The organism is Aquirufa sp. HETE-40SA (genome assembly GCF_054558635.1).
Window position 1 is genome coordinate 451,386 of the sequence record NZ_JBPXKN010000003.1, and the last position, 20,921, is coordinate 472,306.

General features: G+C 44.6%; 22 protein-coding genes. 12 read left to right on the top strand and 10 right to left on the bottom strand.

Annotation, left to right across the window (positions count from 1 at the left end; all coding sequences use genetic code 11):
- Positions 1 to 9 precede the first annotated feature (9 nt).
- The 3 genes from ACRZ9O_RS09985 (at position 10) to ACRZ9O_RS09995 (ending at position 4,383) form a co-directional block, all read left to right on the top strand.
- Positions 10 to 822 (top strand): DUF1684 domain-containing protein, encoded by an 813-nt coding sequence (locus ACRZ9O_RS09985; protein ID WP_459458769.1) that lies wholly within the window; start codon positions 10 to 12, stop codon positions 820 to 822.
- A complete protein-coding gene (locus ACRZ9O_RS09990) occupies positions 806 to 2,041 on the top strand; it encodes an acyltransferase family protein (RefSeq protein WP_459458771.1) in 1,236 nt (411 codons plus the stop codon). The genes ACRZ9O_RS09985 and ACRZ9O_RS09990 overlap by 17 nt, the downstream gene beginning before the upstream one ends.
- A gap of 65 nt (positions 2,042 to 2,106) precedes the next feature.
- A complete protein-coding gene (locus tag ACRZ9O_RS09995) occupies positions 2,107 to 4,383 on the top strand; it encodes an ATP-dependent helicase (RefSeq protein ID WP_459458773.1) in 2,277 nt (758 codons plus the stop codon).
- Between the two features lie 6 nt (positions 4,384 to 4,389).
- Here ACRZ9O_RS09995 and gldE read toward each other — a convergent pair whose 3' ends face one another.
- The 3 genes from gldE to mutY all read right to left on the bottom strand — a co-directional run bounded on the left by gldE (position 4,390) and on the right by mutY (position 7,377).
- Entirely contained in the window at positions 4,390 to 5,739 is a 1,350-nt protein-coding gene (gene gldE, locus ACRZ9O_RS10000) for a gliding motility-associated protein GldE (protein ID WP_459458775.1), read from the bottom strand.
- A 78-nt stretch (positions 5,740 to 5,817) separates the two neighbouring features.
- Positions 5,818 to 6,273, bottom strand: a complete 456-nt coding sequence (locus ACRZ9O_RS10005) for a single-stranded DNA-binding protein (RefSeq protein ID WP_459458777.1) — start codon at positions 6,271 to 6,273, stop codon at positions 5,818 to 5,820.
- A 48-nt stretch (positions 6,274 to 6,321) separates the two neighbouring features.
- Positions 6,322 to 7,377: an A/G-specific adenine glycosylase gene (gene mutY / locus ACRZ9O_RS10010; protein ID WP_459458779.1), complete on the bottom strand. Its 1,056-nt coding sequence runs from the start codon at positions 7,375 to 7,377 to the stop codon at positions 6,322 to 6,324.
- 144 nt (positions 7,378 to 7,521) lie between these two features.
- Between mutY and ACRZ9O_RS10015 the strand changes: the two genes are divergently transcribed.
- The 5 genes from ACRZ9O_RS10015 (at position 7,522) to rsmG (ending at position 12,368) form a co-directional block, all read left to right on the top strand.
- Positions 7,522 to 7,815: an HU family DNA-binding protein gene (locus ACRZ9O_RS10015; RefSeq protein WP_130895757.1), complete on the top strand. Its 294-nt coding sequence runs from the start codon at positions 7,522 to 7,524 to the stop codon at positions 7,813 to 7,815.
- 28 nt (positions 7,816 to 7,843) lie between these two features.
- A complete protein-coding gene (locus ACRZ9O_RS10020; protein ID WP_459458781.1) occupies positions 7,844 to 8,689 on the top strand; it encodes a tetratricopeptide repeat protein in 846 nt (281 codons plus the stop codon).
- A gap of 290 nt (positions 8,690 to 8,979) precedes the next feature.
- Positions 8,980 to 10,536 carry an Rne/Rng family ribonuclease gene (locus ACRZ9O_RS10025; RefSeq protein ID WP_459458783.1) on the top strand — a complete coding sequence of 519 codons (1,557 nt, stop codon included), beginning with the start codon at positions 8,980 to 8,982 and terminating at the stop codon, positions 10,534 to 10,536.
- A complete protein-coding gene (locus ACRZ9O_RS10030) occupies positions 10,508 to 11,740 on the top strand; it encodes a tetratricopeptide repeat protein (RefSeq protein ID WP_459458785.1) in 1,233 nt (410 codons plus the stop codon). Before ACRZ9O_RS10025 ends, ACRZ9O_RS10030 begins: the two co-directional genes overlap by 29 nt.
- A 1-nt stretch (position 11,741) precedes the next feature.
- Positions 11,742 to 12,368, top strand: a complete 627-nt coding sequence (rsmG, locus tag ACRZ9O_RS10035; protein ID WP_459458787.1) for a 16S rRNA (guanine(527)-N(7))-methyltransferase RsmG — start codon at positions 11,742 to 11,744, stop codon at positions 12,366 to 12,368.
- On the opposite strand, the gene ACRZ9O_RS10040 is transcribed toward rsmG, so the two are convergent.
- Positions 12,365 to 12,709 (bottom strand): LytR/AlgR family response regulator transcription factor, encoded by a 345-nt coding sequence (locus ACRZ9O_RS10040; protein WP_459458789.1) that lies wholly within the window; start codon positions 12,707 to 12,709, stop codon positions 12,365 to 12,367. The two genes, rsmG and ACRZ9O_RS10040, sit on opposite strands and share 4 nt — an antisense overlap.
- A gap of 256 nt (positions 12,710 to 12,965) precedes the next feature.
- Here ACRZ9O_RS10040 and ACRZ9O_RS10045 point away from each other — a divergent pair, with 256 nt between their 5' ends.
- Positions 12,966 to 13,937, top strand: a complete 972-nt coding sequence (locus tag ACRZ9O_RS10045) for an aldo/keto reductase (protein WP_459458791.1) — start codon at positions 12,966 to 12,968, stop codon at positions 13,935 to 13,937.
- Here ACRZ9O_RS10045 and ACRZ9O_RS10050 read toward each other — a convergent pair.
- On the bottom strand, positions 13,918 to 14,625 hold the full coding sequence (locus ACRZ9O_RS10050) for a thioredoxin domain-containing protein (protein WP_459458793.1): 708 nt from the start codon (positions 14,623 to 14,625) through the stop codon (positions 13,918 to 13,920). The genes ACRZ9O_RS10045 and ACRZ9O_RS10050 overlap by 20 nt on opposite strands.
- 95 nt (positions 14,626 to 14,720) lie before the next feature.
- Here ACRZ9O_RS10050 and eno point away from each other — a divergent pair, with 95 nt between their 5' ends.
- Positions 14,721 to 15,998 carry a phosphopyruvate hydratase gene (eno, locus tag ACRZ9O_RS10055; RefSeq protein WP_130922293.1) on the top strand — a complete coding sequence of 426 codons (1,278 nt, stop codon included), beginning with the start codon at positions 14,721 to 14,723 and terminating at the stop codon, positions 15,996 to 15,998.
- A gap of 4 nt (positions 15,999 to 16,002) precedes the next feature.
- The gene (locus tag ACRZ9O_RS10060) at positions 16,003 to 16,323 is read left to right on the top strand and encodes an FtsB family cell division protein (protein ID WP_459458795.1); all 321 of its coding nucleotides are present in this window, start codon (positions 16,003 to 16,005) and stop codon (positions 16,321 to 16,323) included.
- A gap of 335 nt (positions 16,324 to 16,658) precedes the next feature.
- On the opposite strand, the gene gpmI is transcribed toward ACRZ9O_RS10060, so the two are convergent.
- Together gpmI and ACRZ9O_RS10070 are read right to left on the bottom strand one after the other, a co-directional pair.
- Positions 16,659 to 18,179, bottom strand: coding sequence for a 2,3-bisphosphoglycerate-independent phosphoglycerate mutase (gpmI, locus tag ACRZ9O_RS10065; protein WP_459458797.1), 1,521 nt, complete (start codon positions 18,177 to 18,179; stop codon positions 16,659 to 16,661).
- 52 nt (positions 18,180 to 18,231) lie between these two features.
- Complete coding sequence (locus ACRZ9O_RS10070) at positions 18,232 to 18,909, bottom strand: NAD-dependent epimerase/dehydratase family protein (protein ID WP_459458799.1); 678 nt, start codon at positions 18,907 to 18,909, stop codon at positions 18,232 to 18,234.
- 26 nt (positions 18,910 to 18,935) lie between these two features.
- On the opposite strand from ACRZ9O_RS10070, the gene ACRZ9O_RS10075 reads away from it, so the two are divergent.
- The gene (locus ACRZ9O_RS10075; protein WP_459458801.1) at positions 18,936 to 19,322 is read left to right on the top strand and encodes a Dabb family protein; all 387 of its coding nucleotides are present in this window, start codon (positions 18,936 to 18,938) and stop codon (positions 19,320 to 19,322) included.
- A 140-nt stretch (positions 19,323 to 19,462) separates the two neighbouring features.
- Here the strand turns inward: ACRZ9O_RS10075 and ACRZ9O_RS10080 are convergent, their stop codons facing one another.
- From ACRZ9O_RS10080 to ACRZ9O_RS10090, 3 genes are all read right to left on the bottom strand, one after another.
- Positions 19,463 to 19,753, bottom strand: coding sequence for a hypothetical protein (locus ACRZ9O_RS10080; protein ID WP_459458802.1), 291 nt, complete (start codon positions 19,751 to 19,753; stop codon positions 19,463 to 19,465).
- 24 nt (positions 19,754 to 19,777) lie between these two features.
- Positions 19,778 to 20,029: a hypothetical protein gene (locus ACRZ9O_RS10085; RefSeq protein ID WP_459458804.1), complete on the bottom strand. Its 252-nt coding sequence runs from the start codon at positions 20,027 to 20,029 to the stop codon at positions 19,778 to 19,780.
- A gap of 196 nt (positions 20,030 to 20,225) precedes the next feature.
- Positions 20,226 to 20,873: a TVP38/TMEM64 family protein gene (locus tag ACRZ9O_RS10090; protein ID WP_459458806.1), complete on the bottom strand. Its 648-nt coding sequence runs from the start codon at positions 20,871 to 20,873 to the stop codon at positions 20,226 to 20,228.
- Positions 20,874 to 20,921: the final 48 nt, after the last annotated feature.

Here is a 20,921-nt window from a genome sequence, read left to right on the forward strand (position 1 = left end):
TATCCTTCTATGAAAAAGTCCTTAATTTTGATCTTCACTCTGTTAGTGTTCACAGCGCGTTCTCAGGAGGATTACACTGATTTTTATGCCAAAAGAGAAGCCAGTCTCAAATCAGAAACCGGCTGGCTAAATTTAGCAGGATTGTTTTGGTTGAAAGAGGGGGAAAATACCATAGGCGGAGCGGAATCGAATGATTTTGTTTTCCCTCGCGCGGAGGCCTCTTTAGGCAAAGTCATTCTACAAAATAATCAAGTACTTTATCATAATCAGGTCGTCTTCACCACAGAGGGTAAAGCCACGGTAGTTAGCCATCAATCGCTCCGGTGGTTTATCATCAAACGAGGCGATAAATATGCCATTCGTCTCCGCGATTTAGAGGGGGAATACCTGAAAGCCTTTCACGGAATTGACCACTTCCCGGCAGATTCGAAATGGAAAATCAAGGCCAAATTCATTCCCACCGTCGGCAAAAAAGTAACCATCATCGACATCACAGGTCGTTCGTACCAAGAGGATTCTCCGGGTTTATTGGAGTTTCAAGTGGATGGGAAGACCTATCGCTTAGAGGCGGGGCCGGGCGAGACGAAGGAGGATTTCTTTGTCGTTTTTGGCGATGCTACGAATAAAATAACGACCTACGGTGCAGGCCGTTTTTTAGATACGAAAGGATTCAATCCGGATGGGACAGTAACCCTTGATTTTAATAAAGCTTATAATCCTCCTTGTGCCTTTACCCCTTTCGCGACGTGTCCGCTACCTACGAAAGAGAACAAATTGCCTGTGGCCATTCCGGCTGGTGAGAAAAATGCAGGGCATCACTAACATGGAGAACAAACGACTTTTATCGATTGACATTTTCCGCGGACTCACGGTCATCTTGATGACGATCGTGAACAATCCTGGGGACTGGGGCCACATTTATGCACCTTTAGAACACGCGGAATGGCACGGTTATACGCTGACGGATCTCGTGTTTCCGTCCTTTCTGTTTATCGTGGGGATTTCGACGGTTTTGTCGAAGCCTTCGGATGATCAATTTTTGAAGAGTTGCAAGCGCGCCTTGCGGATTTTTTTATTGGGATTGACGCTAAGTTTTTTCTCCAAAATTCATGCCGGAGAATATACTCTCGTTTTACGTTTGCTCGCCATGGCCTTAGCAACTGTAGCTTTTCTTGGTGATTATCCGCTGCGGAGGCAGTTTTGGGTGGCCGTGGGTGCTTTTTTGCTGCTGATCGGTTTGTGTTTTTCCGGTTTGACCGATTTCGAACACGTGCGTATTCCGGGGGTCTTGCAACGGATCGCGGTGGTGTATTTGCTAGTCAGTTTATTGCACGCATACACTTCATTGCGCATTCAGGTCGGAGTATTTTTGGCTAGTCTCATCGGTTATTGGGCCTTGATGTATTTCGTTGAGGTGCCAGGTATCGGTGCGGCGAATTTGGAGGTGAATAAAAACTTAGCAGCTTGGCTTGATAATTACTTGTTGGAGGGTCATTTGTGGGCGACTTCGAAAACCTGGGATCCGGAGGGAATCCTCAGTACGCTGCCAGCAGTGGCGACAGGGCTAGCGGGTTTGTTTGCGGGGAGGTATTTGCAAGGGAGCCCTAAGGCTTCGGTTTTAGCGGCTGCGGGCGCGATTGCCTTGGCGGCAGGAACCATTTGGGGTTGGTATTTTCCCATCAATAAGGCTTTGTGGACGAGTTCCTATGTGTTGGTAGCGGCCGGTTGGGATCTATTGTTGCTCGCGGTTTTGCAGGCAACGGTTCAATCGGGGGTGATGGCAGATCGCTATTGGAAACCTGTTTTGATCTTCGGGATGAATCCGATGTTGGTGTTTTTCTTCTCAGGAATTATCCCTCGGGTTTTTGGAATGATTAAAATAGGCGAGGAAGGCCTAACATCTTGGATTTATTCACAAGGAATCGAACCGCTTTTTGAGGATAAGATGAACGCTTCGCTGGCTGGAGCGCTGATTTATGTGCTGATTTGGGTGGTGATTTTGTACTTCTTTGACGCCCGAAAAAGATATTACAAAGTCTAATTTCATAGGGCAAATCCGGGCTAAATTTTGTATTTTTGAAGCCCTAATTGATTAGCCCAAAACAGATGGATTACCTAGCTGGCCTGAACGAGCCTCAACGAAAAGCAGTCGAACATATGTATGGTCCTTTGATGATCATCGCCGGTGCCGGATCTGGAAAGACCCGCGTGCTGACCTATCGTACGGCGCATTTGATTGAGACCGGCGTGGATCCATTCGCGATCTTGCTGTTGACCTTTACGAACAAGGCGGCGGGCGAGATGCGTCACCGGATTGAAACGGTGATTGGGAATGCAGCGAAGAACATTTGGATGGGTACGTTTCACTCGATTTTTGCCAAAATTCTTCGTTTCGAAGGCAACCGCCTCGGTTACACCTCGAACTTTTCTATTTACGATACCGACGATTCGAAATCCCTGATCCGCGCGCTGATCAAGGAGAAGAATTTAGATGATAAAGTATACAAAGTGAATTTGGTCTTGAACCGAATCTCTAACGCAAAAAACCGCTTGATCGGGCCGGCGCAATACACTGGCTCTTCCATTCTAGCGGAAGAAGATCGCCTAGCGCGTATCCCAGCGATGGGCGAGTTATACCAGCTCTATTGCGCACGTTGTTTCGCAGCCAATGCGATGGATTTCGATGATTTATTGTTCCAAACAAACATCCTCTTCCGCGATCATTTGGACGTATTGAATAAATACCAACACAAGTTCAAACACGTGATGGTGGATGAGTTTCAGGATACGAACGTTTCGCAGTATTTGATCACTAAGAAGTTATCTGCTGTGAACCGCAACATTTGCGTGGTAGGGGATGATGCTCAGTCCATTTATGCCTTCCGCGGCGCGGATATCCAGAATATTCTAAACTTTGAGCGTGATTATTCGGATTTAGTGACCATTAAATTAGAGGAGAATTACCGTTCCACAAAGGCCATCGTGGCCGTAGCGAATTCAATTATCTCTCGCAATAAAAACCAATTAAAGAAAGACGTTTTCACCTCGAATGAGGATGGCGATGACATCGAAATCATCCGCGCCTCCAGTGATAACGAGGAAGGCCGCATGATTGCTTCGGCGATTTTCGAAGCTGCCCAAAAAGAGAATTTGACTTGGTCTGATTTTGCCATTTTATACCGCACGAACGCCCAATCCCGTTCTTTTGAGGAGGCCTTACGTCGATTGAATATCAAATACCGCATTATCGGTGGTGTTTCTTTCTACCAACGCAAGGAGATCAAAGACGTGCTCGGGTATTTGCGTTTTACTGTGAACCAGAACGATGAGGAGGCCTTTAAGCGCATCATTAACTTGCCTAAGCGCGGTATTGGTGACACGACCATCGCGAAAATCGTCGTAACGGCGGCCGAGAACAATGTGCCTATTTGGGACGTGGTTTCCAATATTTCCCAATTCCAGGCGGCTCGCGGAAGTGCCGGAATCGAGGCTTTCTCTGATTTGATTAAGTCCTTCAAATTGATGGTGGAGGTCGAGCATAAGGATGCCTATGAGGTGGCGAACCACGTGGCGAAAGCTTCGGGCTTGTTGCGCGAATTATATGAAGACAAGACGGTAGAAGGCCTGGCGCGCTACCAAAACTTACAAGAATTACTGAATGCCATCAAGTCCTTCGTAGACAATCCAGAGAACGAGGACAAATCACTTGCGACCTTCTTGCAATCGGTTTCCTTACTAACAAATGCAGATGCGGACGAAGATCCAGCTGATCGCGATAAGGTGACCTTGATGACGATTCACTCGGCGAAGGGTTTGGAGTTCAACCGCGTTTTCTTAGTGGGATTAGAAGAGGATTTATTCCCATCTCAAATGATGTTGCAATCCCAGCAGGACCTAGAGGAGGAGCGCCGCTTGTTCTACGTAGCTGTGACTAGGGCAGAGAAGAAATTACAAATCTCGTATGCGGAATCCCGCTACCAGTTTGGTCGATTGAAGGCTTGTGAGCCGAGTCGCTTCTTGAATGAATTAGATCCGAACTTTGTGAAGATGTCGAAACCCGCCGGTGCGCGCAAAGAAGTATCTAGCTTCCGCCCGGTTCAAAAGACGGGTTTCACTGCGAAACCAGCTCCGTCAGCAGCACAGTTGATTCAAAAACCTACGACAAATACGAATTACCAACACGTGGTTTCAGCAAACTTCCAGGCCACAGATGCCTTAGCTTTAGCAGCCGGCCAAAAAGTCGAACACGCTAAATTCGGTTTCGGTCTCATCAAAAGAATAGACGTAAATGGTGCGGAACGCAAAGCGGTGATTGATTTTGAAAAAGGAGTAGGCGAGAAAACCCTCTTATTGAGCTTCGCGAAGTTGATGATTGTTACCTAGTATGGCTTAATTCTGGGAATCGTCTTGATCTGCTGCCATACGTTGCGTAACGCGCACCTTCTTAATGCGGCGTGTATCGACGGATTGTACTTTGAACGTGAAATCTTCGAATTCGATTTCCTCTCCAGCACTTGGAATACGCCCAAAAAGCTCGATAATCAAGCCTGCCAGCGTTTCACTCTCACCTTTGGCCTTCTCGAAATAAGCGGCCTCGATTTCATAAACGCGACAGAAATCATTTAACGAAGTCTTCGCCTCAAACACATAAATGTTATCAGCAATCTTCTTGTAATCGGCTTCCACCTCGTCGAATTCGTCATTGATTTCACCTACGATCTCCTCGATGATGTCCTCCATTGTCACTAGCCCTTCGGTCTCGCCGTATTCGTTTACGATGATGGCCATATGCACCCTCTTCTCTTGAAAATCGTATAATAAGTCATCGATTTTCTTGTTTTCTGGCACAAAAAACGGACTATGTAAAAGGGGTAACCAATCGAATTTCTCGTCCTGATCGATGTGTTTAAGCAAATCTTTGATGTACAAAATCCCCTCAATCTTATCGATGGTCTCATTATAAACTGGCACACGTGAGTAGCCATTCTTATTGATAAGATCCATCAATTCGTGGAAATTCATACTCGTGTCGAAGGCAACAATATCGCGTCTCGCCTGCATGACCGATTTCACGGAAATGTTCCCAAAATTTAGAATCCCCCGTAAAATATCTTTCTCCCGGTCACTCGTATTTTCATCTGTGGTAATCTCTAGCGCCTGATTTAATTCCTGTGATGTCAGCGTATATGATTTCTTTTTTACGCGTTTCTCGATCAGACCAGAGATACCTAAAAGGGCCTTAGAAAGCGGAGAAAACACAAAATTCAAGAAGCCAATCAATGGTGCGGAGTAACGTGCAAAGTTCAGGTTATTCTGTTGCGCCCATACTTTAGGGATTAATTCTCCAAAAAACGTAATAATAAACGTCACCCCAAACAACAAAAACAAGGTCACCAGCAAGGTCTCCATCGACTGCTCTCCTAATACCTGAGCTGTCAAATAATTCGCTAGTGTAATGAAAATAATATTCACAAAGTTGATGGAAATCAACAAAGTAGCCAGTAATTGTTGTGGTTTATCGAGTAATTGACTCACCTTTTTCTCACTGCTTACCTCACTCTCGCGAAGGCTAATTCGCTGGTCTGCATTCAGCGAAAAGAACGCTACTTCAGATCCGGCTAAAACAGCGGATAGAAACAATAGAGCTACTAAAATGAAGGAAATAAGCGCAATTGAACTCACACTAATGGAGGGCTCCAAGGCGAGTAAAAAGAGATTGGGTAAGGGGTCTGGGTCCATAATTTGGGTGAACTGATCGACACAAATTTACAAAAAAGGGAATACGAAATGCGATATCCCCTTTTTTGTAACAAAAAATTAAAACGGCAGGTCGTCTCCCTCTTCCATCATCGGCGGAAATGGATCAGACTTAGAGGCCCCCGCTAAAACAGCTTCTTGCTTAGGCCTTTCTGCTGCTGGCGTAGAGGCAGGTCCTCCCTCATTGCGGCCCCCGATTAAATTGATCGATGTGGCACGCACTTTGTAACCACGAACAGTGGCACCATTTTTATCTTGCCATTCTTCAGAACGAATTTTTCCTTCGATATAGACTTGATTTCCTTTCTTTAGATATTGTTCTGCGATATTCGCTAGGTTGTCCCAAAGCTCTACGCGGTGCCATTCCGTTTGGTCTACTCGTTGTCCATCCTTCCCGGTATACGACTCAGAGGTCGCAATGTTAATATTTGCCACTTTTACACCGCTAGGAAGTGCGCGAACTTCTGGGTCAGCGCCTAAATTTCCTAGTAAAATAACTTTGTTTACTCCAGCCATAATGATTTGTCGTTTAAAGGGTTAGCTCTGCAAGACTCCTTGCATTGTCTAAAGGTACGTGGGCGAAATGTCTTGTAAAATAGGACATTCTAAATTATCAGTTATTAGGTTCAAAAGCAAAACTGATTTTCCTTTGCTCTCGAAGTCTGACGGGCTCATCCACACGTATCCTTCCGGAATCGCCAGAGCAAAATTATCAGGAACTTGAACATGCCAAGCATCACAGGTGATTTTTCGGTGACTTAAAAGATGTACTGGTGGGGACTTCAAGGCTTGGCGCTGAAAAGGCAGCCATTCGCACGCGTCTTCGAGTAAATAAAACTCCCATAAACCTTTCCAAATGCCATTTAAAACGCGTTCTCGTACTAAAAGCAGGCCTTTCTGTTCGATGACGAGGTAGTCCATTTGTATGGCTTTGACTTGGGTCTTTTTCGATTTAACAGGAAAATTAGCGACCGTTTTCGTCAAATTTGACTGACAAAAAATAGCTAAACGACATATGGAACAATCCGGAGCAGGCGTGCATTGCAAAGCCCCAAACTCCATAATTGCCTGATTAAATCCCGCAGGATCTTGAGCTGGGATCAGTGATTGCGCTAAAGAGGTAAAAACTCCACGCGCTGCAGAGGACGCGATATCCGTTTCAACGGCGAATACACGAGATAAAACCCGAAAAACATTGCCGTCCACGACGGCTTTGGCTTCATCAAAAGCAAAAGAAGCAATCGCGGCGGCGGTATAGGGGCCTACACCCGGAAGCAAAATGATCTCATCGTATGTTTGAGGGAACGAACCTTTAAAATCCCGCATGACCATTTGAGCGGCCTTTTGGAGATTACGAGCACGGGAATAATAGCCTAATCCTTGCCACAAGCGAAGCAAAGTGGCCTCAGGTGCTTCTGCTAAATCCTTTACAGTGGGGAAAGCAGCGAGCAATCGCTCATAATAAGGCAAGCCCTGAGCTACACGCGTCTGTTGCAAGATGATTTCAGACAGCCAAATGGCATAAGGATCCCTTGTTTGTCGCCACGGCAGCTCTCGCTGGTGTTCCGCGTACCAGGCCATAATTGTGGCCGAAAAAGGATGTAAAGGGCTTTTTTGCATGGATAAAATCAAATTTACGAAAAAAATCACCCCGATTTCGAAAGAATTTTTAGAGAATTGAGAGAAAAACGTTACTTTTGTGTCCCTTTTACGAGAGGGAAATTGTAATTACCTAAGAATCATCATTTAATAAATTTATAAAACGTGACTAAGGCAGATGTAATTGCTGAGATTGCCAGCAAAACAGGGATTGATAAGAAAGATGTATCGGAAACGTTAGAGTCATTTTTCGAAGTAGTTAAAAACAACCTAGCAAACCAAGAGAATATTTATGTTCGTGGTTTTGGTAGCTTCATCAACAAAAAACGCGCGCAGAAGATCGCTCGCAACATTTCTAAGAATACGGCGATCACAATCGACGCACATTATGTGCCTAGCTTTAAGCCAGCGAAAGTATTTGTAGAGCAAGTAAAAACGAGTACTGACCCCACTAAATAGGCTTTCGAGCTAAAAAGGGTCTAGAATAATGAAAAAAAACCTTTTGATCATTCTTCTGGTAGGCCTAGGGATAACCGCCCTATTGTACTCTTTACCGAAAGGTAATGTGGCGGGAAAGACACAAAATACTCCTTCGGGGGGCGCTAACCGAGACGCGGGAAGCGAAAAGACGGAAAAAGTCGCAGAGAAAGAAGAGCATGCTGCTCCTTTGACTCCTGCTCAAGTAAAAGAGATTTCAGCGTTGAAATCAGCTTTTGCTGCAGCCAAGACAGATGCCTCACAGGTGAAAGCCCTAGAGAATCTGATGCGTGCTTTTATGAATGCGAGTCATTATGATTCTGCTGCGGTTTTTGCAGCGAATTATGCGGATCAGCATCCTAGTTTGACGAACGTTTTGCGTGCCGGACAGCTGTATTTTGAAGCACAAACGTATGCTTTGAATGCACAGAAAGGCGGTAAAATGGGCGAAAAAGCAAGATCGTACTTCTCGAAGGCTTTGGCCATCGACCCGAACAACTTGCTGGTAAAATCGAACATGGCGATGACTTACGTAGATACACCCACTCCGATGAAGGGCATTACGCTACTTCGCGAAGTGATTGAACAAGAGCCCACGTTTGTGCCAGCGCTGTTTAATTTAGGGATATTATCGATTAAATCGAATCAGTTTGGCAAAGGCCAAGAACGATTCACCCAGATATTGAAGCTGGAGCCGAATAACCACAAAGCCGCGTTAAATCTCGGTTTTTGTTTAGCCCAGTTAGATAAAAAAGAAGAGGCTCAGAAGGTTCTGAAGCGTGTTTTAGAGCAATCTAAGGATGCAGAAGAGCAGAAGGCCGCGAAAGAGTTGCTTGCAGAAATGCAGGAGCATTGAGGTTGAAAGTCAATCTCGTAAAGTATTTAACACATTAATTCTTAACATTATGCCTTGCGGTAAAAAAAGAAAACGTCACAAGATCTCTACTCACAAAAGAAAGAAGCGTCTTCGCAAGAATCGTCACAAGAAGAAATAGTCTTCATAAATCCATTTTCCCTTTTGGAATTTGTATTTAGGTAACCCAGGAACAGGCATTTTTCGAAATGGCCTGTTTTTGGTGTTTAATTTCCTGTATATTTAGACTATATAGGCCAAATGGCCTTGTACCCTTCTTCTCGACATAAATTGTGAGCAATGAATTAATCATTAATTCGACTCCCAAGGGGGATCGGATCGCCCTTTTGCACGACAAAAGGATAGTAGAGTACCATATTGAACAGTCTGAACCTCAGTTTTCTGTGGGGGATATTTACCTCGGAACGGTTAAAAAATTGGTTTCAGGACTGAACGCCGCTTTTATTGACATTGGTTATGAGAAAGATGCATTCTTGCATTACCATGACCTTGGCCCTAATTTACCCACCTTGCAAAAGTTTACGCAGGAGGTAATGACGAAGAAAAACAAAGTTATTCGTTTAGAGAACTTCAAGCTTGAGCCCGAAATTGATAAATTAGGGAAGATCGAGAAAGCGGTTCAAAAAGGACATTTAGCTTTAGTTCAAGTCGTTAAAGAGCCTATTTCAACTAAGGGCCCTCGTTTATCTTGCGATATTTCCATCGCAGGTCGTTTCCTTGTTTTAGTTCCTTTTGCAAACGGTGTGAACATCTCGAAGAAGATCACGTCGAAAGCGGAACGCAATCGCCTTCAAAAGCTAATGACCTCGATTAAGCCGAAGAATTACGGTGTGATCGTGCGTACGGTAGCTGAAGGCAAAGCGGTGGAAGAAATGGAGCGCGACCTAAAAGATTCCATTGCGAAATGGGAAGAGGGTTTAGTGAAATTAGTCGAGGCAAAAGCTGGAGATCGCATTATTGGTGAAATGAGCCGCGCTACTTCGATGTTACGCGACCTGTTGAACAATGATTTCGATAATGTCATCGTTGATACACCAGAATTGTACAATGAGGCAAAAGGCTATGTACACAATGTCGCTCCTGAAAAGGAGAAGATTGTTAAGTTACACCAAAGCAAAACCAAGTTATTCGAGCAATTAGGTATTGAGAAGCAATTGAAAATGCTTTTTGGTCGTTCGGTTTCTTTGCCTGGTGGAGGTTATTTAATCGTGGAACACACGGAAGCTTTGCACGTGATTGACGTGAATTCGGGAAACAAGTCGAATTCAGAAGAAGATCAAGAAGCAACTGCCTTAAGTGTGAACCGAGAAGCTGCAAAAGAAGTAGCTCGCCAATTACGTCTACGCGACATGGGCGGTATTATCGTGATCGACTTCATCGATATGAAGAAGGCAGATAACCGCAAGTTAATTCAGGATATCATGCGCGATGAAATGCGTGGTGATCGTTCGAAATACACCATTTTGCCTTTGACGAAGTTTGGCTTGATGCAAATTACCCGTCAGCGTGTGCGTCCAGAGATGAACGTAGCTACGCATGAAACTTGTCCTAGCTGCGCAGGAACAGGAAGTATCACGGCGAGTATCGCGGTATCTGACATTGTTGAACAGCATTTGGAACATTTAGTGACGAAGCAAAACGAGAAGAAATTGACCATTTTGGTACATCCTTTCTTGAGTGCTTATTTCACGAAAGGTTTCCCTTCTATTCGCATGAACTGGTTCTTGAAGTACAAGACCTGGATTACGATTATGGAAGATTCCTCATTTGGCATTACAGAATTTAAATTCTTAAACCAAAATGGAGATCAAATTGAGATATCATCTTAGTATTGTAGCCTTATTTTTCGGCCTTCTTCTACCCGCTTTCGATTCGAATGCACAATGGTGGAAGAAGGCGGATGAGGCAGAGAAGGAGCGTTCCAAAGGAATGCTTTTACTTACTACCGAAGTTCAGACGGAGGCCACTGTGGCCATCAACCAGATGTATAACTTCCATTTCCCGGAAGCTGAGCGCGAATTCAATTATTTAAAGATTAAGTACCCAGACCATCCGCTGCCTGATTTCTTATTAGGTCTCATGCAATGGTGGAAAATTGTGCCCAATACTAGGAGTGAAGTCTATGACGATCGATTGATCGAATACATGGACAAAAGTATTGAAAAGGCCGAAAAGATTTACGACGAAACGGAAAACCCAGAAGCGGCCTTTTTCATGGCCGCCGCCTACGCTTTCAAAGGACGTCTACACGCTGAGCGTAAACATTGGACGCGCGCGACTTTGGCCGCCAAAAACGCCCTCAAATACCTCGAATACTCTCGAAATTTTGCTGATTTCAGCCCTGAATTGATGTTTGGCGATGGCCTTTACAACTATTATTACTTCTTTATCAAGCAAAACTTCCCCTTACTAAGGCCCGTTTTGTGGCTTTTTCCTAAGGCAAATAAAACCCAAGGAATCGCCCAACTCGAAAAGGTTTCTTACCAAGCATTTTATACCAGAACGGAAGCCCGCTATTTCTTATTACAGATTTACGGCATGGAGAATATGAACGAGAAAGCATACGGAATGGCGAAATACACCTCCGAAACCTTTCCTGACAACCCCTACTTCCATCGTTATTACGCACGCGCTGCCTACATGAATGGCAATATAGAGGAAGCATCAGCTCTTTCGAAAGAAATTTTGCGTCGCATTGATCAGCATCAAGTAGGCTACGAAGGCACTTCCGGTCGCTATGCCAGCTATATTTTAGGCTATTACGCCCTGTATGTCTATCGAAACCACACTGAAGCCGCAACCTATTTCAAACAATGTATCGCCTTTACGAAGGCCACAGATGCGGCAGACTCTGGCTACTATTGGGCCTCTATCCTCGGTTTGGCCCGCATATCTTATCAACAACAGAACTACGACCAAGCAGTAGATTATTGCAAGGAAGTTTTAGAACATGCGGAGAAGAAGTCTCCACAGTATACAGAGGCGAAAAAATTGCTTTCTGAATCCAAGAAAGCTAGACGAAAAAAACGTTAATATGAAAGCAGCCATTATCAAACAATATTTCCCATCCATCACCGAGCAACAATTGGCTCAATTCGAGCAATTGTTTCCTCTGTATTCGGAGTGGAATGAAATGATCAACGTCATTTCTCGCAAAGACATTGATAATTTGATGCTGCACCACGTTTTACACTCGCTAGCGATTGCAAAATTTGTCGATTTCAAACCAGGAACCGAAGTTTTGGACGTGGGCACGGGTGGAGGTTTCCCGGGCATTCCATTGGCTATCCTCTTCCCGGAAGTGAACTTCCATTTAGTGGATAGCATCGGCAAGAAGATCAAAGTCGTTCAAGGCGTTGCAGAAGCCCTAGGCTTGAAAAATGTCAAAGCCACCCACGGTCGTGCCGAAGATGTGGACGGCGAGTTTGAATTCGTGGTATCTCGCGCGGTGACGCGTCTATTGCCTTTCTTCGGTTGGGTGAAGAATAAGATTAGCCTAAATAGCTACCATGATGTGAAGAATGGCCTGCTTTGCCTTAAAGGAGGAGATTTACAGGAAGAATTACAGGAATTTGGAAGAAAGCACAAGGTCTATCATCTTTCCAAAAGCTTTAAGGAGGATTTCTTCGAGACGAAGAAGTTAGTGCATGTGCCGGTTTAGGCCATCGCTTTAAACAAATCCTTCAACGGTTTAATCTGTCTACGCGAGATCGTCACCTGGTGTTGGTTCACTAATCGAATGCTTTTGTGGATATTGAAATCAATCGCTTGAATCGCATTCATGTTCACAATCGCTGACTTAGATGGGCGTATAAATCCACGCTCTAACAAATAGGGTTCGAAGTATTTAAGCGTGCGACAAGATATAATTTTAGACCCATCTTGCATGTGAAACTTCGAATAGTTTCCTTCTCCTTCGATACGAAGAATGTCTTTAATGCAAATGGTTTGATCGCCTAATACCAGCGTGCAGCTTTGTTCTTTTCTAATGGTTACTGTCATAAATTGGGAACAGATGGTACTACAAATCTACGCTGAGTTAAGGGGGATAGTAATTATAATTAGGTTATTTGCGTTATTAACTATTATTGTGATTATTTCATTTATTAACCGGTTGATAAATGATAGTTTACATATATTATTGAGGGTTAATGGCGGCTATTGGTGTCTAAAATAAAGTCCGAAACAACTCTTTCACGTAGTATACGGAGTAATGAAAACGAATATTTTGCTTATTTTTGAGCATTAACTAGATACTATGAAAACAAGACGATTTGGCCGGACGAACTGGCAAGTGAGTGAAGTGGGGTATGGCATGTGGGGATTAGCCGGTTGGACCGGATCTGATATTGAAGAAGTCAATAAATCATTAGACCGTTCGGTTGAGCTAGGCTGCAATTTTTTTGACACGGCTTGGGGTTACGCTGAGGGTAAGAGTGAGGAAATCTTGGGAGGTCTTTTGAGACGACATAAAGAAACGACCTTATATGCTGCGACAAAGATTCCGCCCAAAAACTTTACCTGGCCATCCAAGTCTCATTTTAAAATCGAAGATTGCTTTCCTGCTGATCACATCGTGGAATACACGGAGAAAAGTTTGCGCAATCTGAAGGTGGAGCAAATTGATTTGCAGCAGTTCCATGTGTGGGAAGATGATTGGGCGGATCGCGATGAGTGGAAAATGGCAGTCGAGAAATTGACTAAAGAAGGAAAGGTAGCTCATTGGGGTGTTTCGGTGAACCGTTGGGAGCCAAACAACTGCTTGCAGACCTTAGAAACCGGATTGATTTCCTCGGTGCAGGTGATTTACAATATTTTTGACCAAAACCCAGAAGACCAATTATTCCCGCTATGTAAGAAGTTAGACGTGGGCGTGATTGCGCGCGTTCCTTTTGATGAAGGAAGTTTGACAGGTTTGATGACCTATGAAACGACCTTCCCGGCGAATGATTGGCGTTCGACTTATTTCGTTCCAGAGAATCTGATTTCGAGTGTGGATCACGCGAATGCGTTGAAACCGTTGGTTCCAGAAGGTATGGATTTACCTGAAATGGCCTTGCGTTTCATCCTATCGAATCCAGATGTGGGCACGATCATTCCAGGTATGCGTAAGATCAAACATGTAGAAAGTAATACCGCCACTTCGGATGGAGAAGGTTTATCAAAAGAATTAGTAGAGGAGTTGCGCGCGCACCGATGGGAGCGTCAGCCTACTTCTTGGTCGCAGTAAAGAGTTCTTTTAACGCGGCCTCTTCGCGGAATCCCGATGTTTTGGTGATCAACTCCCCTTTAGAGAAGACCATGAAACTCGGGATTTCGTCTATTCCGTAGGCCTGCATGATGGCTTGGTTGCCGTCTGCTTCGACCTTTAAAACCGTCACGCGACCTTTGAATTCTGCAGATAATTTATCGACGATGGGCATCATTTTTAGGCAGGGAGCACACCATTTGGCATAAAAATCAACCACAACGGCATCAGATGAAGCGATTTCTTTTTTAAAATCTCCCAAATTCCAAGCCGCATCATGCTTCACATTGGGGACTCCCTCTAGAGGCTTCAGACGAGTCGTCCACTTTAAATAGCCCCCTTTCATTTCAGTAACTTGAAACCCTGCTGCCCGCATTTGCTCCGCAGCTTGGGCAGAACGACCTCCCGAAAGGCAGTAAATCAATACAGGTCTATCTTTCGATAGTTGCGCCACTTTGGCATTAAATTCTGGAGAACGAACATCTATATTTACTGCATTTGGCAAATGTCCTCCTCCAAATTCCCCTGAAGTCCGCACGTCCAGCAAATAAGCGTTCGGCGTCTCTTTGATCTTCTTTTCAAAGGTATCTGCGTCTACATTTTGAGCGAACGTGTTGAGGTTCAGTAGAGAAACAAAAAGGAAAGAGAGAAAAGGGATGCGATTTTTCATAGGATTAATACGGATTTAAGCCAAAATTTACGTTATTTTGCAAGGCAATTTAGCCAATAAATAGTAATTCCTTTAATCACAATAAATAATATACGATGAGTGCAATACAGTATGTACACGCAAGACAAATTTTAGATTCACGCGGAAATCCAACGATCGAGGTGGATATCAAGACCGAAGACGGTGCTTTTGGACGTGCAGCAGTTCCATCTGGAGCTTCTACAGGTATCCACGAGGCAGTTGAACTTCGTGACGAAGACAAATCAGTTTACGTAGGAAAAGGTGTTTTAAAAGCAGTTGAGAACGTAAATACGGCGATTGCTGAAGAACTTTGGGGTTTAGAAGTGTCTGAGCAAAACATGATCGATAACATCATGATTGAATTAGACGGAACTCCTAACAAAAGCAAATTAGGCGCTAACGCGATCCTAGGTGTTTCGATGGCAGTGGCGAAAGCAGCAGCTCAAGAAGCAGGTTTATCTTTATACCGTTACATCGGTGGCGTTAACGCAAACACGTTACCAGTTCCGATGATGAACATCTTAAACGGTGGTTCTCACGCGGATAACTCGATTGACTTCCAAGAATTTATGGTTATGCCAGCGAAAGCGGAGTCATTCTCTCACGCTTTACGTATGGGTACGGAGGTTTTCCACGCATTGAAAGGTGTGTTGAAGTCCAAAGGATATTCTACTAACGTAGGTGATGAAGGTGGTTTTGCACCAAACATCAAGTCGAACGAAGAAGCAATCGAAATCGTATTGCAATCGATCGAAAAAGCAGGTTACAAGCCAGGCGAGGAAATCTTCATCGCAATGGATGCTGCTGCGTCTGAATTCTATGATGAGAAAACAGGTCTTTACACGTTCAAAAAATCTGACGGAAAGCAATTGAACTCTATGGAGATGGCTGCTTACTGGAAGACTTGGGCTGACAAATACCCAATCATCTCAATCGAAGATGGTATGGCTGAAGACGATTGGGCAGGTTGGGCTGAGCAAACGAAATTGATCGGTTCAAAATGCCAGTTAGTAGGTGACGATTTATTCGTAACGAACGTGAAGCGTTTACAACAAGGTATCGACAAAGGCGTTGCAAACGCAGTTTTAGTAAAAGTTAACCAAATCGGTTCATTAACTGAAACGATCGACACAGTTAACTTAGCGAAACGCAACTCTTACAAAAACATCATGTCACACCGTTCGGGAGAGACTGAAGATGCTACGATTGCTGACTTAGCAGTAGCATTGAACACAGGCCAAATCAAGACAGGTTCTGCGTCTCGTTCTGACCGTATGGCTAAATACAACCAATTGCTTCGCATTGAGGAGGAATTAGGGGCTAACGCATATTTCCCAGGTTTGAATTTCTAATTCTATGCTCGATCGCGTACGTAGTTTATTTTTAGGGCCAAATCGTTTCTATTACGTCTCCATCTCCGTTTTGTTGGTTTGGATGTTCGTATTAGATACAAACGATCTTTCGGTCCAATATAGACTCTACACCGAATTGGCAGACCTAAAGGCGGAGCACGAATACTATCGGCACAAGTTAAAAGAGCTGAAACAGGAGCGTGCTGCCGTGATGGGCAATCCAGCGTTGTTAGAAAAATACGCTCGCGAAAAGTATTTCATGAAGCGACCATCCGAGGATGTCTTCGTGATAGTAGATCAGGAGAATCAACCGATTGAAAAATAAAAGAAGTCCAGCAGAAATGCTGGACTTTTTTTATTTCAAAGAGCAAAGACCAAAGTTCAAATGAGCCTTCGATTCAAAGCACAAATTTGGCATCGCCTCCGGCGAATCATGTAGTGAATTCTATGCAATCTGCCTCTCCGTACTCCATACCCATTAAAGTGTGAAATAAACTTCAAGGCACTCAGGCGACATTCCAGGTATTGACAGAATGTGTCAATACGCGAAAATCCCATTTAGTGCCTTGAAAGTATTTTAACCTATTTGTACCCTTGGAGCACCTCAAGGCCATTTCGGACTAAGGCGTCGTAGTCGCGACTAAGTCCCGCAAGGGACGACTAGAATAACGCCACCCCCGTCATCTCTTTCGGTTGAGCCACGCCCATCATTTTCAGGATCGTTGGAGACACATCACCTAATTTGCCATCGCGAAGCGTAGGTTTGAAGTCGTTGTCTACTAAGATACAAGGAACCAAGTTTGTTGAGTGAGCTGTGTTTGGCGAACCATCTTCGTTCATCATTACGTCCGCGTTACCGTGGTCGGCGATGATGATGAAGGAATAGCCGTGAGCTAGACCCGCTGTTACAACTGCCTCAGCGCAAGCGTCTACCGTTTCTACTGCTTTCACTACGGCAGAGAAAACACCTGTGTGTCCTACCATGTCAGGATTAGCAAAGTTTAAGCAAACAAAGTCTACCTCCTCTTTTTCTAATTCTGGGATCAACGCATCGCGAAGATCTGCGGCAGACATTTCGGGTTGAAGATCGTAGGTGGCGACTTTTGGGGAGTTGCGTAGGATGTTTTGTTGTCCTTCAAAAAGGGCCTCGCGACCGCCAGAGAAGAAGAATGTTACGTGTGGATATTTTTCGGTTTCAGCGATGCGAATTTGTTTTTTACCTGCGCCCTCTAGGACCTCGCCCATTGTCATTGGAAGGTTAGAATCGTTGAAGATGACGTGGACGTTTTGGAACTCTTTATCGTATTCCGTCATCGTCAAGTAGTACAAATTCATTTTGTGCATGTTCTCTTCGTGGAAATCACGCTGCGTTAAAGCCTGAGTGATTTCGCGACCACGGTCGGTACGGAAGTTGAAGCAGATTACCACGTCGCCCTCTTGGATGTTTCCTACAGGAGCACCTGAAGCATCGGTCATGATGATTGGGTGGATGAATTCGTCCGTTACACCAGCCGCGTAGCTTTCTTCGATGGACTTCAGTACATCAGTAGACGGATTTCCTTCGCCGTGAACCATTGCTTTGTAGGCCAAAGCCACGCGCTCCCAGCGATTATCTCGGTCCATCGCGTAGTAACGACCCGTTACTGAGGCGATTTGCGTGTTGGTTTTTAAGGTGTGTTGGTATAAATCGGTCATGAATTTCAGACCTGATTTGGGATCCGTATCACGGCCATCTGTGAAAGCATGGACGAAAACTTTGCCCAAACCTGCCTCTGAAGCCGTCGAAAGCAAGGATTTCAAGTGCTCGATGTGTGCGTGAACGCCGCCGTCGGACACAAGACCCATGAAGTGAACGGATTTGTGATTTGCTTTAGCATAGTCGAATGCTTTCGCTAATTCAGGCTCCTGGCCCAAGGTATTTTCGGTGACTGCTTTGTTGATGCGAACGAGGTTTTGGTAGACCACGCGGCCTGCCCCTAAGTTCATGTGGCCCACTTCCGAGTTGCCCATTTGGCCCTCTGGTAAACCTACTGCTAAGCCGGACGCCTCTAATTTCGAGTGCGCATATTTGCCGTAAAGCGAAGAAATAAATGGCGTTTTGGCCGCGTCGATTGCGGAAACTTTGGGGTTTGTTGCGATGCCCCAGCCATCTAAGATCATTAAAACTACTTTCTTATCCATCTTTTATTGTATTACATTTCACCACAAAATTACCCATTTCTAGGCAATTTGCCTAGATTCTATGGCTCATTTGTTCTGCCAAAGCCTTGATATCCACCACCTCGATCGTCTTCTTCTCGGTCGGAAAGGCAGCCACCTCGATCATCGCTTTCGCTAATTCTTCCAAAGTAGACGCCGTCTTCCCCGCCACCAAAAGCAGCAGCGGATACATCCAATCGATGTATTTATAGTATTTCAAGGTGAATTTATTCCCCTTCATTGGCTGCAAATACCCCGGTCTAAACGAATACGAATCCCGAAAACCCATCTTTTTCAGATCATTTTCTGTCTTCCCCTTCACCCGTGCCCACATGATGGAACCCTTTTCGGTGCTGTCTGTAGACATCCCAGAAATATAGCTGAAGCTAATGTGTTTGGGCATTTGAGCCGCAAAACTCAAGGTTAAGTCGTAGGTCTTGCGCCTAAACTCCTCCTCCTTCATCCCCACGGACGAAACTCCGAGGCAAAACAGGCACGCATCGTAGTCTTTCACCACCTCTTTGATCTCCTCCGGCTGATAAAAATCGGCCAAAAAGTACTCTTTTAGTTTCGGGTGAGCATGTCCAGACGGCTTGCGACTAATCGCCAAAACCTCTTTCACAAACGGCGAACGCAACGCCTCCAGCATCACGCCCTCGCCCACCATCCCGGTTACCCCGGTCACAATCACTTTGATTTGTGGATTTTCCATCGTAGAATTGAAAAAATATTAAACCTATGTCAACCTCCCGCCGCGATTTTATCGCCCTAGCCTCGACCTTGCCCTTTGTGGCATCAGCTGAACCTTCAACGAAAATGACCTTTATACATCATGTGTTGTTTTGGGCCAAAAACCCAACCTCCACCACCGAAACCGATCAACTCTTCCGCGCCCTAAAAACGTTAGGCACCCTACCCATGATCGCTTCAGCCCACGTAGGCAAGCCCATCGTCACCGATTTTGACAAATCAGTTACAGAAGCAAGTTACACCTTTTCGGTAGTCCTTGTTTTCGACAGCGCCGAAAAAGAAAAAGAATACCTCTACCACCCCCTCCACAAGAAGTTCATCCAAGAGAACATGCACCTTTGGGGAAAAGTTCAGGTGATTGATTCGCTTGCGTAGCAAGTCGCCGCGAAGCGGCTTGATTGCGAAGCTTCGCGAAGTCGCCCTGCGGGCTTGGTCGACGCGTTGCGCCTTAGTCATCGCTGCGCGATTTAGTCACGATTTTGTCGTTAAGCCGCCCTGCGGACTTAGTCAGTGGATTACTTTTTGAGTAATATCATAATGGCTACAACGTTGACCGCCATCTGTGTAATCCAAAAGAAGCACATCCATTGGAATATTTCCAATTTAGCTTCTATTAACTGAATTTCTAGTTTATTGAATTTTTCAAGGAGCCTTATTTCTAAGGTGTTCATACGTTCTATGCTTCTCAATTCCAAATGATTCAATTTTACTGGTATCTCAGAAAGTTTTTGATCCAGGTATTCTTTCGTCACCAGATTTTCGAATCGGTGATCTTGCAGTTTATTAATACTTGAATCAGCGTTCATGGCGTCGCGTTTTATAAAATGAATTTATTTTTTGATTAGCATCAGAACGATGCCTATTGTGATCGATAATTGGCCTACCCAGAAAATAAATATCCATTTTAGAATATCGAATTTTGTATCCGAAAGTTCTTTGCTGAGAAAATCTTTTGTTACTAAATTATCTTTCTGATTTTCTTGTAATTCGTGAATGGTGGATACAAATTCCATGGCATCAGAATCTTTCAGGTGCAATTTAGCACGAGCTAAATCGTATAGTTTGATGTTTAGTGGTTGCATGGATAAATGTAACCCATTTTTTGGATATTACCCTTTAATAAACTGATAATCGTTCCAAAGTGGAAAAAGTGAAAATAAGTTCGAGGCAATGAGAGGACTTTTCAGGTATTGACACTTTTTGTCAATACCTGAAAAGTCGCCTGAGTGGCTCACGCTTATTTCATCACAATAGTGCCATTAAAGCCCAGAAACACATTTATCGCAAAGAACGGCGCCCTAAAAAATACATTCCCACAGCGGAAACGATCAATAGCAGCACAGAAACCACATCTTGCCAGCGCACTAATTCGGGGCGTGCAAATAATAAAGCCCAAGATGAGGCAGAGATCCCCGTAAAGACCGCTAAGAACGTTCTTGGTAACATTCCCAAAGTTCCAGCCGTAATAAAGGCGCGGAAGGGAACACCAACGAAAGCCATAATTGCATTTGTGATGGCGAAAGGGAAAATTGGAGAAAGCCGCGCGAGGAACACCCAGGAAAAGGAGGAAGACCGCACGTTCGCTAGGAAACTAGAAGGAACACGCGACAGCAAAGCTGTCGCGCCGAACTTTTTGGCAAGAAAATAACCCAGCGCCGAAGCCGCCGAATAAGCCAAAATCAACGGTAATAGCCCCGAAAAGCCATAAACATAGCCCGTAAACAGGGCAAAAAATGTCGTGGGACAGAGGGCTAGGCCCATAATCAAAGCGGCGCAAATCCAAAAAACCACCGACCCCAGCAATGAAAATGACGTAAAAAACGCAGGATTCGCTAGCGCGTAGTAGCCCAAAAAGCCAGACGGCAGTAAGGGCAATAGGCCCATCCAAACGAGGTAGAGCGTTTCGTAAACGAGTTTTTTGTTCATAAAAGGGCCCCGCAAAGGGGGCAATTATCCCCCAAAGTTAATACCTTT